The sequence below is a fragment of the Streptomyces sp. NPDC127098 genome (genome assembly GCF_042722465.1).
GTDB classification, from domain to species: domain Bacteria; phylum Actinomycetota; class Actinomycetes; order Streptomycetales; family Streptomycetaceae; genus Streptomyces; species Streptomyces millisiae.
The window spans coordinates 39,225-56,212 of the sequence record NZ_JBHXFJ010000038.1 but is presented as its reverse complement, the minus strand read 5'-3'; the positions used below and the strand labels follow the sequence as shown (position 1 = coordinate 56,212).

At 73.4% G+C, this 16,988-nt stretch carries 12 protein-coding genes; 9 read left to right on the top strand and 3 right to left on the bottom strand.

Annotated elements, in window-relative coordinates:
* Positions 1-21: 21 nt before the first annotated feature.
* The 3 genes from ACFWI8_RS22850 (at position 22) to ACFWI8_RS22840 (ending at position 6,418) form a co-directional block, all read left to right on the top strand.
* Complete coding sequence (locus tag ACFWI8_RS22850; RefSeq protein ID WP_387094658.1) at positions 22-1,536, top strand: SDR family NAD(P)-dependent oxidoreductase; 1,515 nt, start codon at positions 22-24, stop codon at positions 1,534-1,536.
* Entirely contained in the window at positions 1,533-3,587 is a 2,055-nt protein-coding gene (locus tag ACFWI8_RS22845; RefSeq protein ID WP_387094617.1) for a hypothetical protein, read from the top strand. The genes ACFWI8_RS22850 and ACFWI8_RS22845 overlap by 4 nt, the downstream gene beginning before the upstream one ends.
* A 62-nt stretch (positions 3,588-3,649) precedes the next feature.
* Positions 3,650-6,418, top strand: coding sequence for a CDP-glycerol glycerophosphotransferase family protein (locus tag ACFWI8_RS22840; protein ID WP_387094615.1), 2,769 nt, complete (start codon positions 3,650-3,652; stop codon positions 6,416-6,418).
* A gap of 81 nt (positions 6,419-6,499) precedes the next feature.
* Here ACFWI8_RS22840 and ACFWI8_RS22835 read toward each other — a convergent pair whose 3' ends face one another.
* Complete coding sequence (locus ACFWI8_RS22835) at positions 6,500-7,585, bottom strand: acyltransferase family protein (RefSeq protein WP_387094614.1); 1,086 nt, start codon at positions 7,583-7,585, stop codon at positions 6,500-6,502.
* A 77-nt stretch (positions 7,586-7,662) separates the two neighbouring features.
* Here ACFWI8_RS22835 and ACFWI8_RS22830 point away from each other — a divergent pair, with 77 nt between their 5' ends.
* A complete protein-coding gene (locus ACFWI8_RS22830; RefSeq protein WP_387094612.1) occupies positions 7,663-8,271 on the top strand; it encodes an alpha/beta family hydrolase in 609 nt (202 codons plus the stop codon).
* On the opposite strand, the gene ACFWI8_RS22825 is transcribed toward ACFWI8_RS22830, so the two are convergent.
* Entirely contained in the window at positions 8,225-10,273 is a 2,049-nt protein-coding gene (locus ACFWI8_RS22825; RefSeq protein WP_387094610.1) for a hypothetical protein, read from the bottom strand. The genes ACFWI8_RS22830 and ACFWI8_RS22825 overlap by 47 nt on opposite strands.
* A gap of 265 nt (positions 10,274-10,538) precedes the next feature.
* Here ACFWI8_RS22825 and proB point away from each other — a divergent pair, with 265 nt between their 5' ends.
* From proB to ACFWI8_RS22800, 5 genes are all read left to right on the top strand, one after another.
* The gene (gene proB / locus ACFWI8_RS22820) at positions 10,539-11,660 is read left to right on the top strand and encodes a glutamate 5-kinase (protein WP_387094608.1); all 1,122 of its coding nucleotides are present in this window, start codon (positions 10,539-10,541) and stop codon (positions 11,658-11,660) included.
* 113 nt (positions 11,661-11,773) lie between these two features.
* On the top strand, positions 11,774-12,277 hold the full coding sequence (locus ACFWI8_RS22815; RefSeq protein WP_387094606.1) for a hypothetical protein: 504 nt from the start codon (positions 11,774-11,776) through the stop codon (positions 12,275-12,277).
* Between the two features lie 73 nt (positions 12,278-12,350).
* Positions 12,351-13,637: a glutamate-5-semialdehyde dehydrogenase gene (locus ACFWI8_RS22810; protein WP_387094604.1), complete on the top strand. Its 1,287-nt coding sequence runs from the start codon at positions 12,351-12,353 to the stop codon at positions 13,635-13,637.
* Positions 13,638-13,686: 49 nt separating this feature from the next.
* On the top strand, positions 13,687-14,472 hold the full coding sequence (locus ACFWI8_RS22805; protein ID WP_387094602.1) for a hypothetical protein: 786 nt from the start codon (positions 13,687-13,689) through the stop codon (positions 14,470-14,472).
* Positions 14,473-14,630: 158 nt separating this feature from the next.
* Entirely contained in the window at positions 14,631-15,725 is a 1,095-nt protein-coding gene (locus ACFWI8_RS22800) for a hypothetical protein (protein ID WP_387094600.1), read from the top strand.
* On the opposite strand, the gene ACFWI8_RS22795 is transcribed toward ACFWI8_RS22800, so the two are convergent.
* The gene (locus tag ACFWI8_RS22795; RefSeq protein WP_387094598.1) at positions 15,691-16,893 is read right to left on the bottom strand and encodes a M48 family metallopeptidase; all 1,203 of its coding nucleotides are present in this window, start codon (positions 16,891-16,893) and stop codon (positions 15,691-15,693) included. The genes ACFWI8_RS22800 and ACFWI8_RS22795 overlap by 35 nt on opposite strands.
* Positions 16,894-16,988 lie beyond the last annotated feature (95 nt).

Genomic DNA, 16,988 nt, shown 5'->3' with positions numbered 1-16,988 from the left:
CCGGCAGGAGCTGCCTTGTCCATCCAACCCGAAGGACCGTCCCCACACACCACCGCGGTCGTTCTCGCTGGCGGCACCGGACAGCGAGTGGGTCTCTCCATACCGAAGCAGCTGATCAAGATCGCGGGAAAGGCGGTCATCGAACACACGCTGGCGGTCTTCGAGGAGTCAGCCGACATCGACGACGTCATCGTGCTGATGGCCCCGGGCTACGCGGGGGACGTGGAGCGGCTCATCGCCAAGAGCGGCCTGACCAAGGTCAGCCGCGTCGTCGAGGGCGGCGCCACGCGCAACGAGACGACCCGCCGGGCCATCGAGGTGCTCGGCGAGGGCCTGGCCGAGGGTGAGGACCGCAACGTCCTCTTCCACGACGCCGTGCGCCCGCTGCTCTCCCAGCGCGTCATAACCGACTGCGTGCGGGCCCTGGAGCGCTACCAGGCCGTGGACGTGGCGATACCGTCCGCCGACACCATCATCGTGACCCGCACCCACGGCGAGGACGGCGAGTTCATCACCGACGTCCCCGACCGCTCGCGGCTGCGGCGCGGCCAGACCCCGCAGGCCTTCCGGCTCTCCACCATCCGCCGCGCCTACGAGATAGCCGCCGGCGACCCGAACTTCCAGGCCACCGACGACTGCTCCGTGGTCCTGAAGTACCTGCCGGACGTGCCGATCCACGTCGTCCCGGGTGACGAGTTCAACATGAAGGTCACCCAGCCCGTCGACGTCTTCATCGCCGACAAGATGTTCCAGCTGGCCTCCACCGCGGCCCCCCAGCAGTCCGACGAGGCCGCCTACCGCGAGCAGCTGTCCGGCAGGACGATGGTGGTCTTCGGCGGCTCCTACGGCATCGGCAAGGACATCGCCGACCTCGCCGCCCGCTACGGCGCCACCGTCTACCCGCTGGGCCGCTCCACCACCGGCACGCACGTCGAGAACCAGGGCGACATCTCCGAGGCCCTGGAGAAGGCGTACGCCGAGACCGGGCGCATCGACTACGTGGTGAACACCGCGGGCGTGCTGCGCATCGGCAAGCTCGCCGAGACGGACGACGCCACCATCGAGGAGGCGCTGACCGTCAACTACCTGGCGCCGGTCCGCATCGCCCGCGCCGCCCACAAGTACCTCGCCGAGACCTCGGGACAGCTGCTGCTCTACACCTCGAGCAGCTACACCCGCGGCCGCGCCGAGTACAGCCTCTACTCGTCCACCAAGGCCGCCATGGTCAACCTCACCCAGGCCCTGGCCGACGAGTGGGCCGGCGACGGCGTCCGCGTCAACTGCGTCAACCCGGAGCGGACCGCGACCCCGATGCGCACCAAGGCCTTCGGCCAGGAGCCCGCCGGCAGCCTGCTCTCCTCCGAGGCCGTCGCCAGGACCTCCCTCGACGTGCTGCTGTCCGCCATGACGGGCCACGTCATCGACGTCCGCCAGCAGGACCCGACCGCCGAGGCCAGCAACGCGGGCTCCTTCGAGCGCGCCCTGGCCGCCGCCCTCAACGCCGAGCAGGCCGACGCCGCGGGGGAGGTGGCATGATCGCAAGTCTCCTGCGCCGCCTCGTCGGGGTGGCCTCCGGCGTCGAGCTCGTCGCGGCGCTGGTGATGGCGGCCGGCTACCCGCTGATGCTCGCCACCGCGCTGCTGCCGTCCGCCGGCGGCTTCGCCGTCGCCGCGGTCTGCTCCTACCTCGGCGACCACTTCCTGCACCGCCGCGGCTCCTACGTGCTGGTGCGGTTCGGCAAGGCCAGGCTCGGCCTCACCATCCGCTTCCTGATCAGGCAGCTGCTGCTGATCCTGTTGCTCGTCCGCTCCGACTGGGGCGACGAGGCGGTGTACTACGTCGTCGGCCTGCTCGTCTTCTACGGCCTCCAGGCCCCGCACACCGCCCTGGTGATGGTGCTGCGCCGCAAGCGCCGGCTCCCCATCACCACCCGCAACATCGACCTGTCGACCCTGCCGGTGCCCGACGGCCCGCCCCGCTGGCTCACCCACCGTGCCGTGGAGAAGGTGCTGCACACCGAGGTGCCGATGTTCCTCGGCCTGCTCGCCGCCGCGGCCACCGACGAGATGGTCTACGCACAGGCCGGTATCGCCGCCACCATCGCCCTGGTGCTGGTCTACATGCTGGTGCTGCTGCCGTTCTTCAGGTCGAGCAAGCTGCCGCCCGACCCGGACCGCACCCTGGAGTGGTTCGACGAGTGGCTGCGCGCCGAGCGGCCCACCGTCGCGCTCTACTTCTCCGGCTCCAAGGACTCCGCCTACCAGGCCAACATGTGGCTGGAGACCCTGGAGAAGCTGGACGAGAAGGCCATCGTCATCCTGCGCGAGCGGGCCATCATGGCCCGGCTGGGCACCACCACGCTCCCCGTGGTCTGCGTGCCGAGCGCCGTGCACCTGATGCAGATGGACCTGTCGATGCTGCGGGTGGGCCTCTACCCGGCCAACGTCGGCAAGAACCTCCACCTGCTGCGCGTGCCCACCATGAAGCACGTCTTCATCGGTCACGGCGACAGCGACAAGATCGCCAGCATCAACCCCTACGCCAAGGCGTACGACGAGGTGTGGACCGCGGGCCGGGCCGGCCGCGACCGCTACGCGCTCGCCGACGTCGGGGTCCGCGACGAGGACATCGTGGAGGTCGGCCGGCCGCAGCTGGCCCCCATCGCCACCGGCACCGGGCAGCCGCCCGCCGGCCGCATCCCGACCATCCTCTACGCCCCCACCTGGGAGGGCTGGACCGACGACCCGGGCAACACGTCGCTGCTGCTCGCCGGCGAGAACATCATCCGGCGACTGCTCGACTCGGAGCGCCCGGTCCGCGTGCTCTACAAGCCGCACCCGTTCACCGGCACCCGCGACCGCGCGGCAGGCGTCGTCCACCAGCGGATCGTCGCCATGATCGAGGAGGCCGCCGCCAGGCGCGCCGCCGACCCGCGCTGGGCCGCGGAGGCCGGGCGCACCGCGCAGGAGCGGGCGCGCGCCCAGGTCGCGCTGCGCGAGCTCACCGCCGCCCGGCCGGCCCTCACGCTGGCCGCCAGCTGGGACGACGCCTCAGCCTCACGCGACGCGCAGACCCCGCTCGACCAGGCGCCCGAGGAGGAGCGGCGGTTCCGCGAGTGGAACGAGCTCTACTGGCGCTCCCAGGGCTGGTGGGAGCACCGGGTGATCACCGGGCCCGAGCCGCGCCTGTTCGACTGCTTCAACGAGTCGGACGCCCTGGTCTCCGACATCTCCAGCGTCGTGTCCGACTGGATCGCCAGCGGCAAGCCCTACGCCGTCACCGACTCGGCCGGCCTCGGCGAGGACGAGTTCAAGCGGCAGAACACGGCCGTGCGGGCCGCCGTCATCCTGTCCAACGACGCCGCCCAGCTGGGCGAGCTGCTGGACGCGGTGCACGAGCCGGCGGCCGACGTGCTGGCCACCCAGCGCGCCGAGCTCAAGCAGTACCTGCTCGGGCCCGACCAGCCGCCCTCCCAGGAGCGGTTCGGGGCCGCGGTGCGCGCCCTGGCCGCCAGGGCGTCGGCCCGTAACCGGGCCCAGGGCGAGGCGGGCGCCGACGACGCGCCGGCCGCGGTGCCGGCGCCGTAACGCCAGGCCACGCCCGAGCCAACAGGAAGAGACGTGGAAGAGCGGGAAGAGAAGGCACTGACGTGGTAGCCAAGCCAGAAGACATCATCCCCGAGGAACTCGCGCGCCGTTTGCGGTTCCTCCCGGAGGCCACGGACGAGGACCAGCGTGCGTTCCTCGACGCGGCCGCCGAGTTCCTGGCCGCTGCCGACTCGGCCAAGCTCCGCAAGCTCCCGCCCATCGCCCGCATCAAGTGGGAGCTGGTCCGCGAGCGCAGGCTCGCGGACCTGCTCACCGTCATCGACTTCGAGCGGGTCAACCCCTCGGCCTTCCCCGTCCGCGGCCGGCTGCGCCCCTACGTGGCGATCCCCGGCGTGGACAGCCGCAGCCTGCCCGCCTCCGTCACCCGGCTGCGGCTGCGCGAGATGCCGGTGCGGGCCAAGGCGACCGAGGTGCTGTGGCAGGACGGCAAGATCGTCGTGCACGGCTACGCCTTCGTCGCCAACCTGCCGAACGGCCCCGGCACGCTTCCCAGGCTCGCCTGGCTGCGCGCCCCCGGCGGGCGCCGGATCCCGGTCCGCTTCCGCGCCCAGGAGTCGCTGCGCGCCACCCGCGACTCCAAGCAGGCCCTGCACAACTACGACAACGCCGGCTTCGAGATCACCATCGACCCGGCCAAGCTCAAGTCGCGCGGCAAGTGGAAGTCCGGCACCTGGGGCCTGACGCTCGCCCTGCCACGCCCCGGCGGCTACGTGCCGGGCAAGGCCCAGCGCGTCGACGTCGGCTCCGCGGGACACTCGCAGGCCCGCTACCTCGGCGACGGGGCGCGGCTGATCGCCGGGTTCCACGAGGACGTCTTCCAGCTCAGCATCGACGTCCCCGAGGCCGAGGTCACCGACCAGACCGCCACCGCCGACGCGCTGCGCCTCGGTCTTCGCTCGCCGGCCGGCGGCAAGCGGCCCACCAAGCTGCGGGTGGTACGCAAGGGGCAGCAGGGCGGCGTCGAGTACCCGCTGGCCCCGCAGGAGGCCGGGGACGGCGACCAGCGGTGGGCCCGCTGGGGCGCCGAGATCCCGTTCGACGACCTGACCGTGGCCACCGAGCCGACCGAGAAGACCCACGACTTCATCACCCACATCGAGTTCGCCGACGGCTCCTCGCGCCGCGCCACCGTGCTCGAGGGCTTCCTGCCGGGCCGCTACCTGCGCCCCAACGGCCGGGAGATCGCGGTGACCACGGACGGCCCCGGGCTGCTCAAGCTGCACGACCGGGCCAGGCAGGCCGTGGTCGACCGGATGGAGTGGACCCGCGAGGGCGTGCTGCTCGTCGAGGGCTCCTACACCGGGCCCGGCGACCGCAAGCGCTTCGTGCTGCGGCACGGCGAGCGGTTCGAGGAGCACGTGCTGCCGCTCAACTGGACGGACTCCGAGAGCCGGTTCAGCGTGCGGATCGCCCCCGACAAGATGACGTCGTACGACGCGGTGCTGCCGCTGCGCGCCGGCCGCTGGTACTTCTCGCTGCGCGACCAGGACGCCTGGGGCAACAAGGGCGACGTGCCCGTGAAGCTGCGCGCCGACCTGATCGACACGCTGCCGCTGAAGAAGCGGGTCGCCGGCCGCACCTACGCCGTCAACCGCCGCTACTTCGACCGGCTCTTCCTCGGCTCGGGCCCGGTGCTGCGCGGCGAGGAGCGCGGCGCCTACCGGCAGCGCGAGCTGCGCCAGGTGCACACCCCGGCGTTCAAGCGGGAGCCGCTGACCGAGAGCGTCTTCTACAACAGCTTCGGCGGCAAGCAGTTCTCGGACTCGCCGCGCGCCATCTACGAGGAGTTCGTGCGGCGCGGCATCGAGGTCGAGCACCTGTGGTCGGTCGCCGACGCGCAGGTGGACCTGCCGCCCGGGGTCCGCCCCGTGGAGTGGCACAGCCGCGAGTGGTACGAGGCGCTGGCCCGCAGCCGGTACGTCGTCACCAACGTCGGCCTCGGCGACTGGTACGAGCGGCGCGACGGGCAGTGCGTCGTGCAGACCTGGCACGGCACGCCGCTGAAGAAGATCGGCGCCGACCTGCTCGGCACCCCGAAGGCCAACCTCCAGTACATCGCCAGCCTGCCGCACCGGTTCCGCCAGTTCGACTTCGTGGTCTCGCCCAACGCGTTCACGACGCCGATCATGCGCAACGCCTTCCGCTGCGAGGGCGAGATCCTGGAGGCCGGCTACCCGCGCAACGACATCTTCCACCGCCCCGACCGGGAGAAGATCGCGCAGCGGGTGCGGGCCACCCTGGGCATCCCCGAGGGCCGCAAGGTGGTGCTGTACGCGCCGACCTGGCGGGACGACCAGCGGCACACGGCCTCGAAGTTCAAGCTCGACCTGCGGGTCGACCTGACGGCGGCGCGCGAGGCGCTCAGCGACGACCACGTCTTCCTGTTCCGCAAGCACCCGAAGATCCTGGACGCGATCCCGGGCGCCGGGCAGGGCTTCGTGTACGACGTGTCGTCCTACCCGGACATCGCCGAGCTCTACCTGATCACCGACGTGCTGATCACGGACTACTCCTCGGTGCTGTTCGACTTCGCGCACTCCGGCAAGCCGATGCTCTTCTTCACCTACGACCTGGAGCACTACCGGGACACCCTGCGCGGCTTCTACTTCGACTTCACCGAGCGGGCGCCCGGGCCGCTGATCAAGACCTCGGCCGAGCTGATCCACGCCATCCGCACCGCCGACACGGTGCGGCGTACCTACGACGAGAAGTACGCGGCGTTCGTGCGGGACTTCTGCGAGCCGTCGGACGGCCTTGCCACCGCCCGGGTGGTGGACCGGATGCTGGAGATCGGGCAGGCCAAGGGCTGAGCCGGGCCACCACGTGACGAAGGCCGCCGGGGCAGAGCCCCGGCGGCCTTCGGCGTCTCGGCGCTCCCGGCGTCCCGCGTCTCAGGCCCGGTCGCCGCGGCGGAAGAGCCAGTCGAGCCTCGGCTCCATCACCGGCTTGAAGAGGCGCCGCACCGGCGGGGTGCAGAGCACGGTGATGACCACGGCCGCCACCGCGGTGGTGACCGGCAGCGCGAAGTAGATCCCGCTCATCCGCTCGCCGTCGTACCAGCCCCACTCGATGCTGGCCCTGGCGAGGAAGCCGTGCAGCAGGTAGCCGGAGATGGTGCCGGCGCCGAGCGCCGTGAACCACATCCGCCGGCCGGGCACCAGCGCGAAGAAGCAGGCGATCAGCACCACGGCGCAGCCGAACATCAGGAGCGTCATCACCGGGCCCGTCCACCACGGTTCGCCGAACTCCTGTGCGGACTGCTTGTGGTAGAACCACTGGTACGGCAGCCGGGGCTCGGCCCAGTACGCCACCAGCAGGGCGCCGGCGAACACCGGCAGCGCGAGCAGCCGCACGGCCGTGCGGCGCACCATCGTGAAGTGCTCCTGCCGCAGGACGAGGCCGAGCACGAAGAACGGCATGAACTGCAGCACCCGCTGGATCTGCAGGTCGCTGCCGAGGGAGGGCGAGGCGGTGGCCACGGCCGCCACCAGCAGGGAGATCGGCAGCGGCCAGCGGACCGCCTTCCACACCGGCACGGTCAGCCGCCAGATGAACAGGGCCAGCAGGAACCACATCAGCCAGCGCGGCTCGAACAGGCCGACGTAGGTGTCGTCGTTCTCGCCGTCCGCGAGCCGGCGCAGCACCAGCGTGTAGGCGACCTGGAAGACCACGTACGGCACGAGCACGCCGGTGACCAGCCGCTGGACCCGGTCGGCGCGGCCGTCGAAGCTGCGGGACAGGTAGCCGGAGATCACGATGAACGCGGGCATGTGGAAGGCGTAGACCGCCATGTACAGCGCCGAGACCACGCGCGAGTCGCCGCGCAGCGGCTCCCAGGCGTGTCCGATCGCGACCAGGACGATGGCCAGGTACTTGGCGTTGTCGAAGAACGCGTCCCGCTGTTTGGCCCCGCCGGCGGCCTGCCGGGGTACGGCGGGGGTCTCCTGGGTTCCCGTGAGTTGTCGAGTCTCGTTCATCAATTCGGAACCATAGCGTCAGCCGGCGTTAAGGCGCGGCCTGGGGCGGCGGCCGCCGGCTGCCACAATCAGGGCCTATGACGCGAACTGTGCACACGCCCATGGGAGACGCGCGGATCACCTGGCACGCCGCCGCCGGCGCCCGTGCCGTGCTGGCCCTCGGGCACGGCGCCGGCGGGGGCGTCGAGACCGACGACCTCCAGGCCCTGGCCGCCGCCCTGCCGGCCCGGGGGATCACCGTGGCGCTGGTCGAGCAGCCGTGGCGGGTCGCCGGCAAGCGCGTGGCGCCCGCGCCGCGGACCCTCGACACGGCGTGGCGGGCGCTGTGGCCGGCGCTGGCGAAGCCGGGACTGCCGGTGTTCGCGGGCGGGCGCAGCGCGGGGGCGCGGGTGGCCTGCCGCACGGCGGGGGAGCTCGGGGCGCGCGCCGTGCTGGCGCTGTCCTTCCCGCTCCACCCGCCGGGCCGCCCCGAGAAGTCACGGGCCGGGGAACTGACCGGGGCCGGGGTGCCGGTGCTGGTGGTGCAGGGCGGCTCCGACCCCTTCGGCAGGCCCGAGGAGTTCCGGGAGCTGCCGGCCGACGCGGAGCTGATCGAGGTGCCGGGGGTCGGGCACGGCCTGTCCGCGCCCGAGCCCCCCGTCATCCGGCGGATCGGCGACTGGCTGACCGCTCGGCTGGCTCGCTAGCCGACCGCGGCGCGCCCTCGACCCCGTCCCCGCCGTCGGCCTCGGCCTCGTCGTCCCGCTGCCGCGCCCGCCGGGCCTCGGCCGCCGCGTACAGGTCGTCCACGGCCGCCCGGAAGCGGACCAGCGACGGCGGCTCGGCCGGGCCGAGCAGGTACTCGGTGAGCTCGGCGCGGGCCGCCGCCAGCGTGTCGAGCGCCGGTTCTGCGACGGCGTCGAGCAGCGCCGGCAGCCCCGCCGCGTCGGGCGGCACGATCGTCGCGGCCCGCACCGTGGGATTGGCGGCGCGGAACTCCTCCTCCGACAGCCCGCTGGTGTTGACGACGGCGTACGGCTTGCCACTGGCCAGGAAGTCGGCGACGACGCTCGACACGTCGGCGATCAGCACGTCGGCCTGGTTGAAGCAGCTGTAGATGTCCGGCCGCGGGCCGGTCAGCACCAGGTGTGCGCGGTCCGGCTGCGCCGCCCAGAAAGCGGCGGTCCGCGCGGTGGCATGGGCCGTCACCTCCGCGGCGTGCTCCGGCTCGGGCGGCCCCTGCGCGGCCATCCGCTCCATGTCGTCGGCCTGCCGGCCCACGGCCTCCCGCCGCGCGGGGACGGGTGCGTCGTCGAGGGGCGGCGGGACGGGGGCCGGGGCACCGCCGACGCTCGCGATGTGGGCGCGGATGGCGGCGTCGGCCGCCGCCGCGGCGCGGTTGACGGTGCCCGTCATGGGGTGCGGCTTGTAGAGCAGCCGGACCCGCGGGTCGTCGAGCAGCGCCCGGACGATGTTCTCGCCGGCCAGGATCACCGACGTGTTGCCCGGGTCGTCGGTCCAGCCCTCCCACGTCGGCGCGTACAACACCGTGATCGGACCCTCGGGCGGCGGCGGGCCCGCGGCCCTGCGGATCGGGGCCAGCTGCGGCCGGCCCACCTCCACCACGTCCCGGTCGTCGACCCCGACGTCCGCCAGCGCGTAGCGCCGCCGCGCCGCCGGGCCCGCCACCCACACCTCGTCGTACACCTTGGCGTACGGGTTGCAACTGGACAGCTTGTCGCTCTCGCCGTGGTTGACGAACGCGTGCTTGATCGTGGGGATCCGCAGCACCTGCGAGGTCTTGGGCGCGTTGGCCGGGTGGATCAGCACCCGCAGCGACGAGTGTTCGAGCAGCATCAGGTGGGCGACCCTGGGCAGGCACACCACCGGCAGCTCGGTGGCCGCGATCTGCTGGACCATCGGCCGCTCCCGCAGCACCACCATCGCCCTGCGGTCGAGCGCGGCCATCGTGGAGAGCCACATGTTGGCCTGGTAGGCGGTGCCCGAGCCGCCGGAGAAGTACAGGCCGACCTCGGGCCGGTACTCGGCCAGCCAGCGCCTGAACCACTCCAGCACCGCCTCCTCGCCCGGCGGCCGCCTGCCGGGCAGCAGCCAGGTCGCCAGCCGGGCGGCGGCCCCCGCGAGCAGCCCGAACGTGATGCCGATGCCGAGCAGCCCCCACAGCGCGCGCCCGGTGGCCACGGTGGCCAGCAGCCCGGCCGTCGCCGGCACGGACATCAGTGGGATCCGGCGGGCCGGGGCGGTCAGCAGCCGCGGCGGGGCGGGCGGGAGCCGCAGCTCGCTGGTGTCGATGTTCCTGGTGAGCACCGGCAGCGTGCGCTGCCGCCGCACCACCATCCCGATCGCCCGGCACAGGAAGTGCGCCGCGTAGCCGGCGAGCAGGCCGCCGACCAGCACCAGGCGCGTCGCCCCGGCCACGTCCGTGAGGTGGGCAAGACCGAGCACGAACAGCAGGTCCCGCAGCAGCTGTCTGACCGTCTCGTCGCAGCGGACCCGGTTGAGCAGCGACAGCGCTCCGGGGCGCCAGCGCCGCACCGCGAGTTCGAACGCGAGGCCGCCGGCGCCCGCCGCGCACAGCAGCGGCGCGTTCGGCAGCAGCGCGCCGAGGAACTGCGCGGTGAACAGGGCGAGCAGGGCGCCGGGGGCAAGAGCTTGCGTGCCGCGACGAGACGGCGATGCGACGGGCAAGGTGGGGCTCCCGTGATGTCGTCGTGGGGGTGGGCGAATGACAGGGCAGGTGACCGGCCGCAAGGCCATGAAAACCGGCGGCGGCGAGAAACGCGACCGAAGGCGGACCCCGCGGCCGAGGGCCGGGGGCCGGAAAAGGCGCGGCGGCGAACCGCGAGGTTACGGTTGTATGAGCGCAGCGGCGATCTTCGGGCACGCGGGGGTCGCGTAGATTACGCCCGACAGCTCGGCTCGACCGGGCACGAACGAACGCAGGGGTACCACGGTGGCAGCGGCACCACGGCAGGACGTCTCCGACGCCCGCAGGATCGTCGTCAAGATCGGCTCATCCTCGCTGACCACCGCGGCCGGAGGGCTCGACGCCGACCGGGTGGACGCACTCGTCGATGTGCTGGTGAAACAGGACGGGAGGCAGATCGTACTGGTTTCGTCCGGTGCGATCGCCGCGGGCCTCGCCCCGCTCGGCCTGTCGCGCCGCCCCTCGGACCTGCCCCGCCAGCAGGCCGCCGCCAGCGTCGGACAGGGCCTGCTGCTCGCCCGTTACACCGCCTCCTTCGCCCGCTACGGACGGCGTGTCGGCCAGGTGCTGCTCACCTCGGACGACACCAGCCGCCGCGCCCACTACCGCAACGCGTACCGCACCCTCGACCAGCTGTTCACCATGGGCGTGGTGCCCGTCGTCAACGAGAACGACACGGTCGCCACCGACGAGATCCGGTTCGGTGACAACGACCGGCTCGCCGCCCTCGTCGCCCACCTGGTCCGCGCCGACCTGCTGGTGCTGCTCTCCGACGTCGACGGCCTCTACGACGGGGACCCGGCCAAGCCCGGCACCAGCCGGATAGCGGAGGTCGCAGGCCCCGAGGACCTGGCCGGCATCGAGATCGGCCGGGCCGGCCGGGCCGGCGTCGGCACCGGCGGCATGGTCACCAAGGTGGAGGCCGCCGCCATCGCCACCGGCGCCGGCATCCCCGTCGTCCTCGCCTCCGCCAGCCAGGCCGCCGACGCCCTCTCCGGCGCCCCCGCCGGCACCTACTTCCGGCCGACCGGGCGCCGCTCCGCGGGACGGCTGCTGTGGCTGGCCCACGCCTCGACCCCGCGCGGCTCCGTCACGCTGGACTCGGGCGCGGTGCGGGCCATCACCGAGCGCGGCAGCTCGCTGCTGCCGGCCGGGATCACCGGCGTGGCGGGCGACTTCACCGCCGGCGAGCCGATCGAACTGCTCGACGAGTCGGGCCACGCCGTGGCCCGCGGGCTCGTCAACTTCGACGCCCGGGAAATCCCCCGGTTGATCGGCCGCTCCACGCACGACCTGGCCCGCGAGCTCGGCCCGGCCTACGAGCGGGAGGTCGTCCACCGCGATGACCTGGTGCTGTTGCGGGCATGATCCCCTCGTCCGCCGTATACGGGACGGACATCCGGCCGGTGCCGGATCTGTGAAAGATCCAGTCTTTCCACCGAAGGTTCCGGGAAACGGCCCCCGCCGCGCCCCGTGAGCTGATGCACTCGACGGGTGGCTCTCCGCGCGTCACCCGCCAGGGAGCCAGCAGGCAGCAGCACGAGCACCACGTCAGGAGGCCGCCGGTGAGGCGACTGGCCAGCGTCCAGGGAGGCACCGGGGCGGTGGGGGAGGAGCAGCCGCGGGCCGGCGCCGAGCAGCCCGCCGCCCGGCTGTGGCACATCACGCTCAGCGTGGCGGGACCCGCCGCGCCGTCGCAGGACGTCCGTCGCGGCCTCGAACGGCTGGCGAACGACCACCCCTTCCTGCTCACCAGCCGCTACGCCCGGGACCACGCCGAGATCAGGTACTGGGAGGAGGCCCGCGACCTGCACGACGCGGCGGCCGTCGCGCTGCGCCTGTGGGGGGAGCACCGGCGCACCGCGCAGCTGCCGCCGTGGGAGATCGTCGGCCTGGAGGTGATCGGCCGGGAGACCTACCACCAGCGCGTCGCCGAGGGCTACGGGCCACCGCCGGCCGCGCCCGTCGGCGTCCACCCGTTCTGACCCGGCCGGGCCGCGGGGACCGCCTCGTGGAACGGGTTCGGCCGCCGGCGCGCGGGCGACTACCCTGCACACCATGACCAGCAGCGCGCCCGCCTCCGCCGACTCCCCCGTGATCGCCACCGCCCGCCGCGCCAGGACCGCGGCCGCCGCCCTGGCGCCGCTGCCGCGCACCGCGCGGGACCGGGCGCTGCTGGCGGTCGCGGACGCGCTCGAGGCGCGGGCCGCCGAGGTCGTCGAGGCCAACGCCGCGGACGTGGCGAGGGCGCGCGAGGCCGGCACCGGTGAGACCGTGATCGACCGGCTCACCCTCACCGCCGAGCGGATCGCGGCCATCGCCTTCGACGTGCGGGACGTCGTCGCGCTGCCCGACCCGGTGGGCGAGGTGGTGCGCGGCTCGACCCTGCCGAACGGCCTGGAGCTGCGGCAGATCAGGGTCCCGCTCGGCGTGGTCGGCATCATCTACGAGGGCCGGCCCAACGTCACGGTGGACGCCGCGGTCCTGTGCCTGAAGTCGGGCAACGCGGCGCTGCTGCGCGGCTCGTCCTCCGCCTACGCCTCCAACGAGGCCCTGGTCGGCGTCCTGCGGGACGCGGTGGCCGGCGCCGGCCTGCCGGCCGACGCCGTGCAGCTGGTGCCGGGCACCAGCCGGGACTCGGTGCGCGAGCTGATGCGGGCCCGCGGCCTGGTGGACGTGCTGATCCCGCGCGGCGGCGCCTCGCTGATCGAGACCGTGGTGACCGAGTCCACCGTGCCGGTGATCGAGACCGGCACCGGCAACTGCCACGTCTACGTCGACGAGTACGCCGACCTGGACATGGCCGTCGAGCTGCTGGTCAACTCCAAGGCGCAGCGGCCCAGTGTGTGCAACGCGGCGGAGACGGTGCTGGTGCACGCCGGGATCGCCGACCGCTTCCTGCCGTTGGCGCTGGCCGCCCTGACCGCGGCCGGCGTGACCGTGCACGGGGACGAGGCGTGGCGGAAGGCGGGGGACGGCGCCGGCGTCGAGGTGGTGCCGGCCACCGACGCCGACTGGGAGACCGAGTACCTGAGTTACGACATCGCGGCCGCCGTGGTGCCCGACCTGGACGCGGCCGTCGCCCACATCCGCCGCTGGACCTCGGGCCACACCGAGGCGATCGTCACCCGGGACGGCACGGTGGCGAAGCGGTTCGTCTCGCTGATGGACTCGGCGGCCGTGATGGTCAACGCCTCCACCCGGTTCACGGACGGCGGCCGGTTCGGCTTCGGCGCCGAGATCGGCATCTCGACGCAGAAGTTGCACGCGCGCGGCCCCATGGGGCTGCCCGAGCTGACCACCACGCGCTACGTGGTCACCGGCGAGGGTCACACCGTGGAGTGAAATCCGGATGGCCCTCCCCCTGGCCGCTTATTCGGCCTACGCTGGATGCGTGCCGGACGACGTGGGGGGCCTTCCGTCGCCGAATGGCGAGGGGCCCAACAGCGAGGACATCGGGGCCGCCGAGGAGGCGTTCGCCTCGGTGGTGCTGGACGAGGCATTCATCGAGGCGGCCGAGGTCCACGAGCCGACCGCGGCCGAGCGGATCCTCTACGCGGCTCTGGAGCGCGCCGAGTCCGAGGCCGAGTTGGAGGCCGAGGCGGGCGGCGAGATCGGGTTCTACCGGGACCCCGACCTCGACCCCGGATCCTCGGACGGGCTCGGCGGGTTCGAGCCGGGCGGCGACCCGGCCGGCTTCCTCGACGACGACGAGGACGCGGACGGCGAGGACCCGGACGACGAGGGCCGTTTCGACCGCTCCGACTACACCCGCTACCTGCCGGAACTGCCGGACGGCGAGTACGACGAGCAGGCCGAGCAGGACGAGTTGGCCTTCGGCGGGCCCTATCCGCCCTACGGCGGCGGCTACGGCGCGATACCCGGTTCCGGCACCGCGGGTCCTGGGCCCACGCCCGCCGAGGCGCCCGCCGGCTGGCGGCCGGTGCGCTGGCAGCGGCCGGTCGCCTGCGTGCTGGCCATGGTGATGGGCATCAGCGTCATCGCCTTCGCGCTGATAGCCATCCAGCGCGCCGGCTCAGGGCCTTCGCGGCTGCCAGGGCCGACGCCGCCGGCCCCCACCGAGCCCTCGGCCCCCGACACGGCGGAGGAGGCCGAGGGAGAGGTCGGCGAGGGCTCGGCCGTGGAGGCCGAGTTCACCGACGAGGACGGCTCCCTGTAGCCCCGCGGGGGGCGTTGAGCGGCCGGTCCGCCCCATGACCACCACGCGCTCGTGTCCGGGCGTGGCACCCGGCGGCGTGCGCCGGCGCACGGCGAGTCGGACAAAATCGCCGCCGACTGGGGCTGTTGACCACCCTCTCGGAGATTTACGCTGGACAGGTGGCCGGGCGCACAGATCCTCCCGAGGGGATTCCCGGGGGCACCCCGGGAGCCGGGGACGAGGAGTACCAGTCGACCGTCTTCGACGAGTCGTTCGTCAGGGCTGCCCGGCTTCAGGAGTTCTCGGCGCAGGAGCGCCTGGAGGACCACACGACGGCCGTGCGCCGGCGCGACCCCGAGCCGGCCGAGGGTCGGGCGGTGCCCAGGCAGGGCATAGCGCTGGCGCTGATCATCCTGCTGGCCTTCGCGGCCGCCATCTACCTGGGCAACAACAACCCCTACGACGCCCCGGTCCGGCTCAACTCCGACCCGCCGGCCGCCGACACCGTCGTGCTGGTCCCCGAGGGCGACGTGCCGGGCGGCGCCGACGCCGAGGCGGCGTTCGCCGGCACCCCGGCCGCCGGCTACGGCATCGGCGCCGGCGGCGTCCACCTGCCCGATCCCAGGGCCACCGACCACTTCTCGCGCGAGCAGGTCCTCACCGCGCTGACCCTGGCCAAGGAGTACGTGGTGGCCAGCGCCCTCACCCCCGAGGTGCTCGGCGGCGACACGGTGACGCCGGTGCGCGAGCTGCTCGGCGCGGAGCAGCAGCGGCAGTTCGACAGCGCGATGCGCGGCCACGGCCTCCAGTCGGTGCCGACCGACTGGCTGGTCCGCTTCGACCCGGCCGAGGTCGCGCTGGCCGACGGGCAGGTCCGGGTGGACGGCGGGTTCACGTTCGTGGAGACCAACGACGACACCCTCCAGGTCACCGCCCGCCACGTCCTCGCCTACGCGCTGCGCGCCGCCGGCACCGGGGACGGCGCGCCGGCCACGGTCGCCGCGTTCACCGTGCAGCGGCAGCTGCGGCTGCAGTTCGGCCGGGAGGAGCTGCGCGACCGCAACGTGCTGGTGCGCGAGGTCGAGCTGATCGTCGGGCCGAGCGACTGCGCGCGCGACCCGTCGGACGCGCTGCGGCCGCTGCTGCCCGGCGAGCGGGCCGAGGCGCCGGCCGCGGCGCCCGTCGACCCGTTCGCGCTGGACGGCGGCCGGGCGGTGCTGTGCGGCGCGTACGCCCCGCTCAGCGATCCCCGGGAGTCGGCGCGGACCCACTAGGCCCGCCGGGCCCGTCATCCCCCGCACGCCCGCCGCCGGCCCCTCCGTCGCCCGTACCGGCGTCACCCGTACCGGTGTTGCCCGCGCCCTTCGTGCCCGCGCCCCGGGACCTGCCCTGCCCGGTGGCGAAGTCCCGCAGCCGGCCGCCGAGTTCGCCGGCCCCGCCGGCCACGTCGCTGACCAGCTTCATCAGCGGGTCCCTGCTGGTGCGCACCCGCTCGCCGAAGTGCCCCGCCGACTCCCGGAACGCGCCGCTCACGGACGCGTCCCCGTCCCCGTCACGGCGCGGGTAGTGGCCGTCCATGATCCGCTGGAAGTCGCGGCCACGGGCCCACCGGCGCAGCTCGGCGGCGCGCACCGCGGCGAACGGGTGGCTGCGCGGCAGCACGTTGAGGATCTTCAGCACGGAGTCCCGCAGGTCGCCGCCGGCCTCGTACTCCTCGGCCTGCGCCAGGAACGCCTCCACGTTCATCTCGTGCAGGTGGTTGCCGCCGGCCAGCTTCATCAGGGCGCGCAGCGACACCTCCTCGTCCTGACCCACCAGCAGACCGGCCCGGTCGGCCGAGAGCTCCGACTTGCGGAACCACTCGCGCAGCGCCGTGACGATCGCCATGATCGCGATGTTGCCCAGCGGGATCCAGGCCACCCGGACCGCGAGCGAGGTCAGGAACAGCAGGATGGTGCGGTACACCGCGTGCCCGGAGAGCGCGTGCCCGACCTCGTGGCCGATGACCACCCGCGTCTCGTCCTCGTCGAGCAGCTCGACCAGGCCCGTGGTGAGCACGATGATCGGCTGGTCGAGGCCGATGCACATCGCGTTGGGGTTGGGGTCCTGCGTGACGTAGAGCGGCGGCACCCGCTCCACGTCCAGGACCCGGCAGGCGTCGAGCAGCATCTCGTGCAGGTGCGCGAACTGCTGCTCCCCGACCCGCACCGAGTCGGAGAGGAAGAGCAGCCGCAGGCTGCGCTCGGGCAGCATGCCGCTCAGCGTCCTGAACACCGTGTCGAAGCCGGTGAGCTTGCGCAGCGCCACCAGCGCCGAGCGGTCGGCCGGGTGCTCGTACGCCCGGGAGGAGATGCCGGGGAAGCTCCGCCGCCCGCCGTCCCGCTCCACCGACTCCTCGGCTATGCCGTCCGTGCTGTCCGTTCCGTCTGCGTTGTCCGTCATCCGGCCCCCTCGGTCTGGTGCGCCGGACCCGGCCCGCGCCCGGCGCACCGCGCTCCGAAGCGATGGGGGCGGGAGGCCGCTGCCGGCTCGTCCGC

Bases quoted from the DNA above. Each gene is read 5' to 3' on its own strand.
- ACFWI8_RS22815 (WP_387094606.1), top strand. From the start codon at position 11,774: ATGCACTCGACGGGTGGCTCTCCGCGCGTCACCCGCCAGGGAGCCAGC.
- ACFWI8_RS22830 (WP_387094612.1), top strand. From the start codon at position 7,663: ATGACGCGAACTGTGCACACGCCCATGGGAGACGCGCGGATCACCTGG.
- ACFWI8_RS22845 (WP_387094617.1), top strand. From the start codon at position 1,533: ATGATCGCAAGTCTCCTGCGCCGCCTCGTCGGGGTGGCCTCCGGCGTC.
- ACFWI8_RS22810 (WP_387094604.1), top strand. From the start codon at position 12,351: ATGACCAGCAGCGCGCCCGCCTCCGCCGACTCCCCCGTGATCGCCACC.
- ACFWI8_RS22795 (WP_387094598.1), bottom strand. From the start codon at position 16,893: ATGACGGACAACGCAGACGGAACGGACAGCACGGACGGCATAGCCGAG.
- ACFWI8_RS22835 (WP_387094614.1), bottom strand. From the start codon at position 7,585: ATGAACGAGACTCGACAACTCACGGGAACCCAGGAGACCCCCGCCGTA.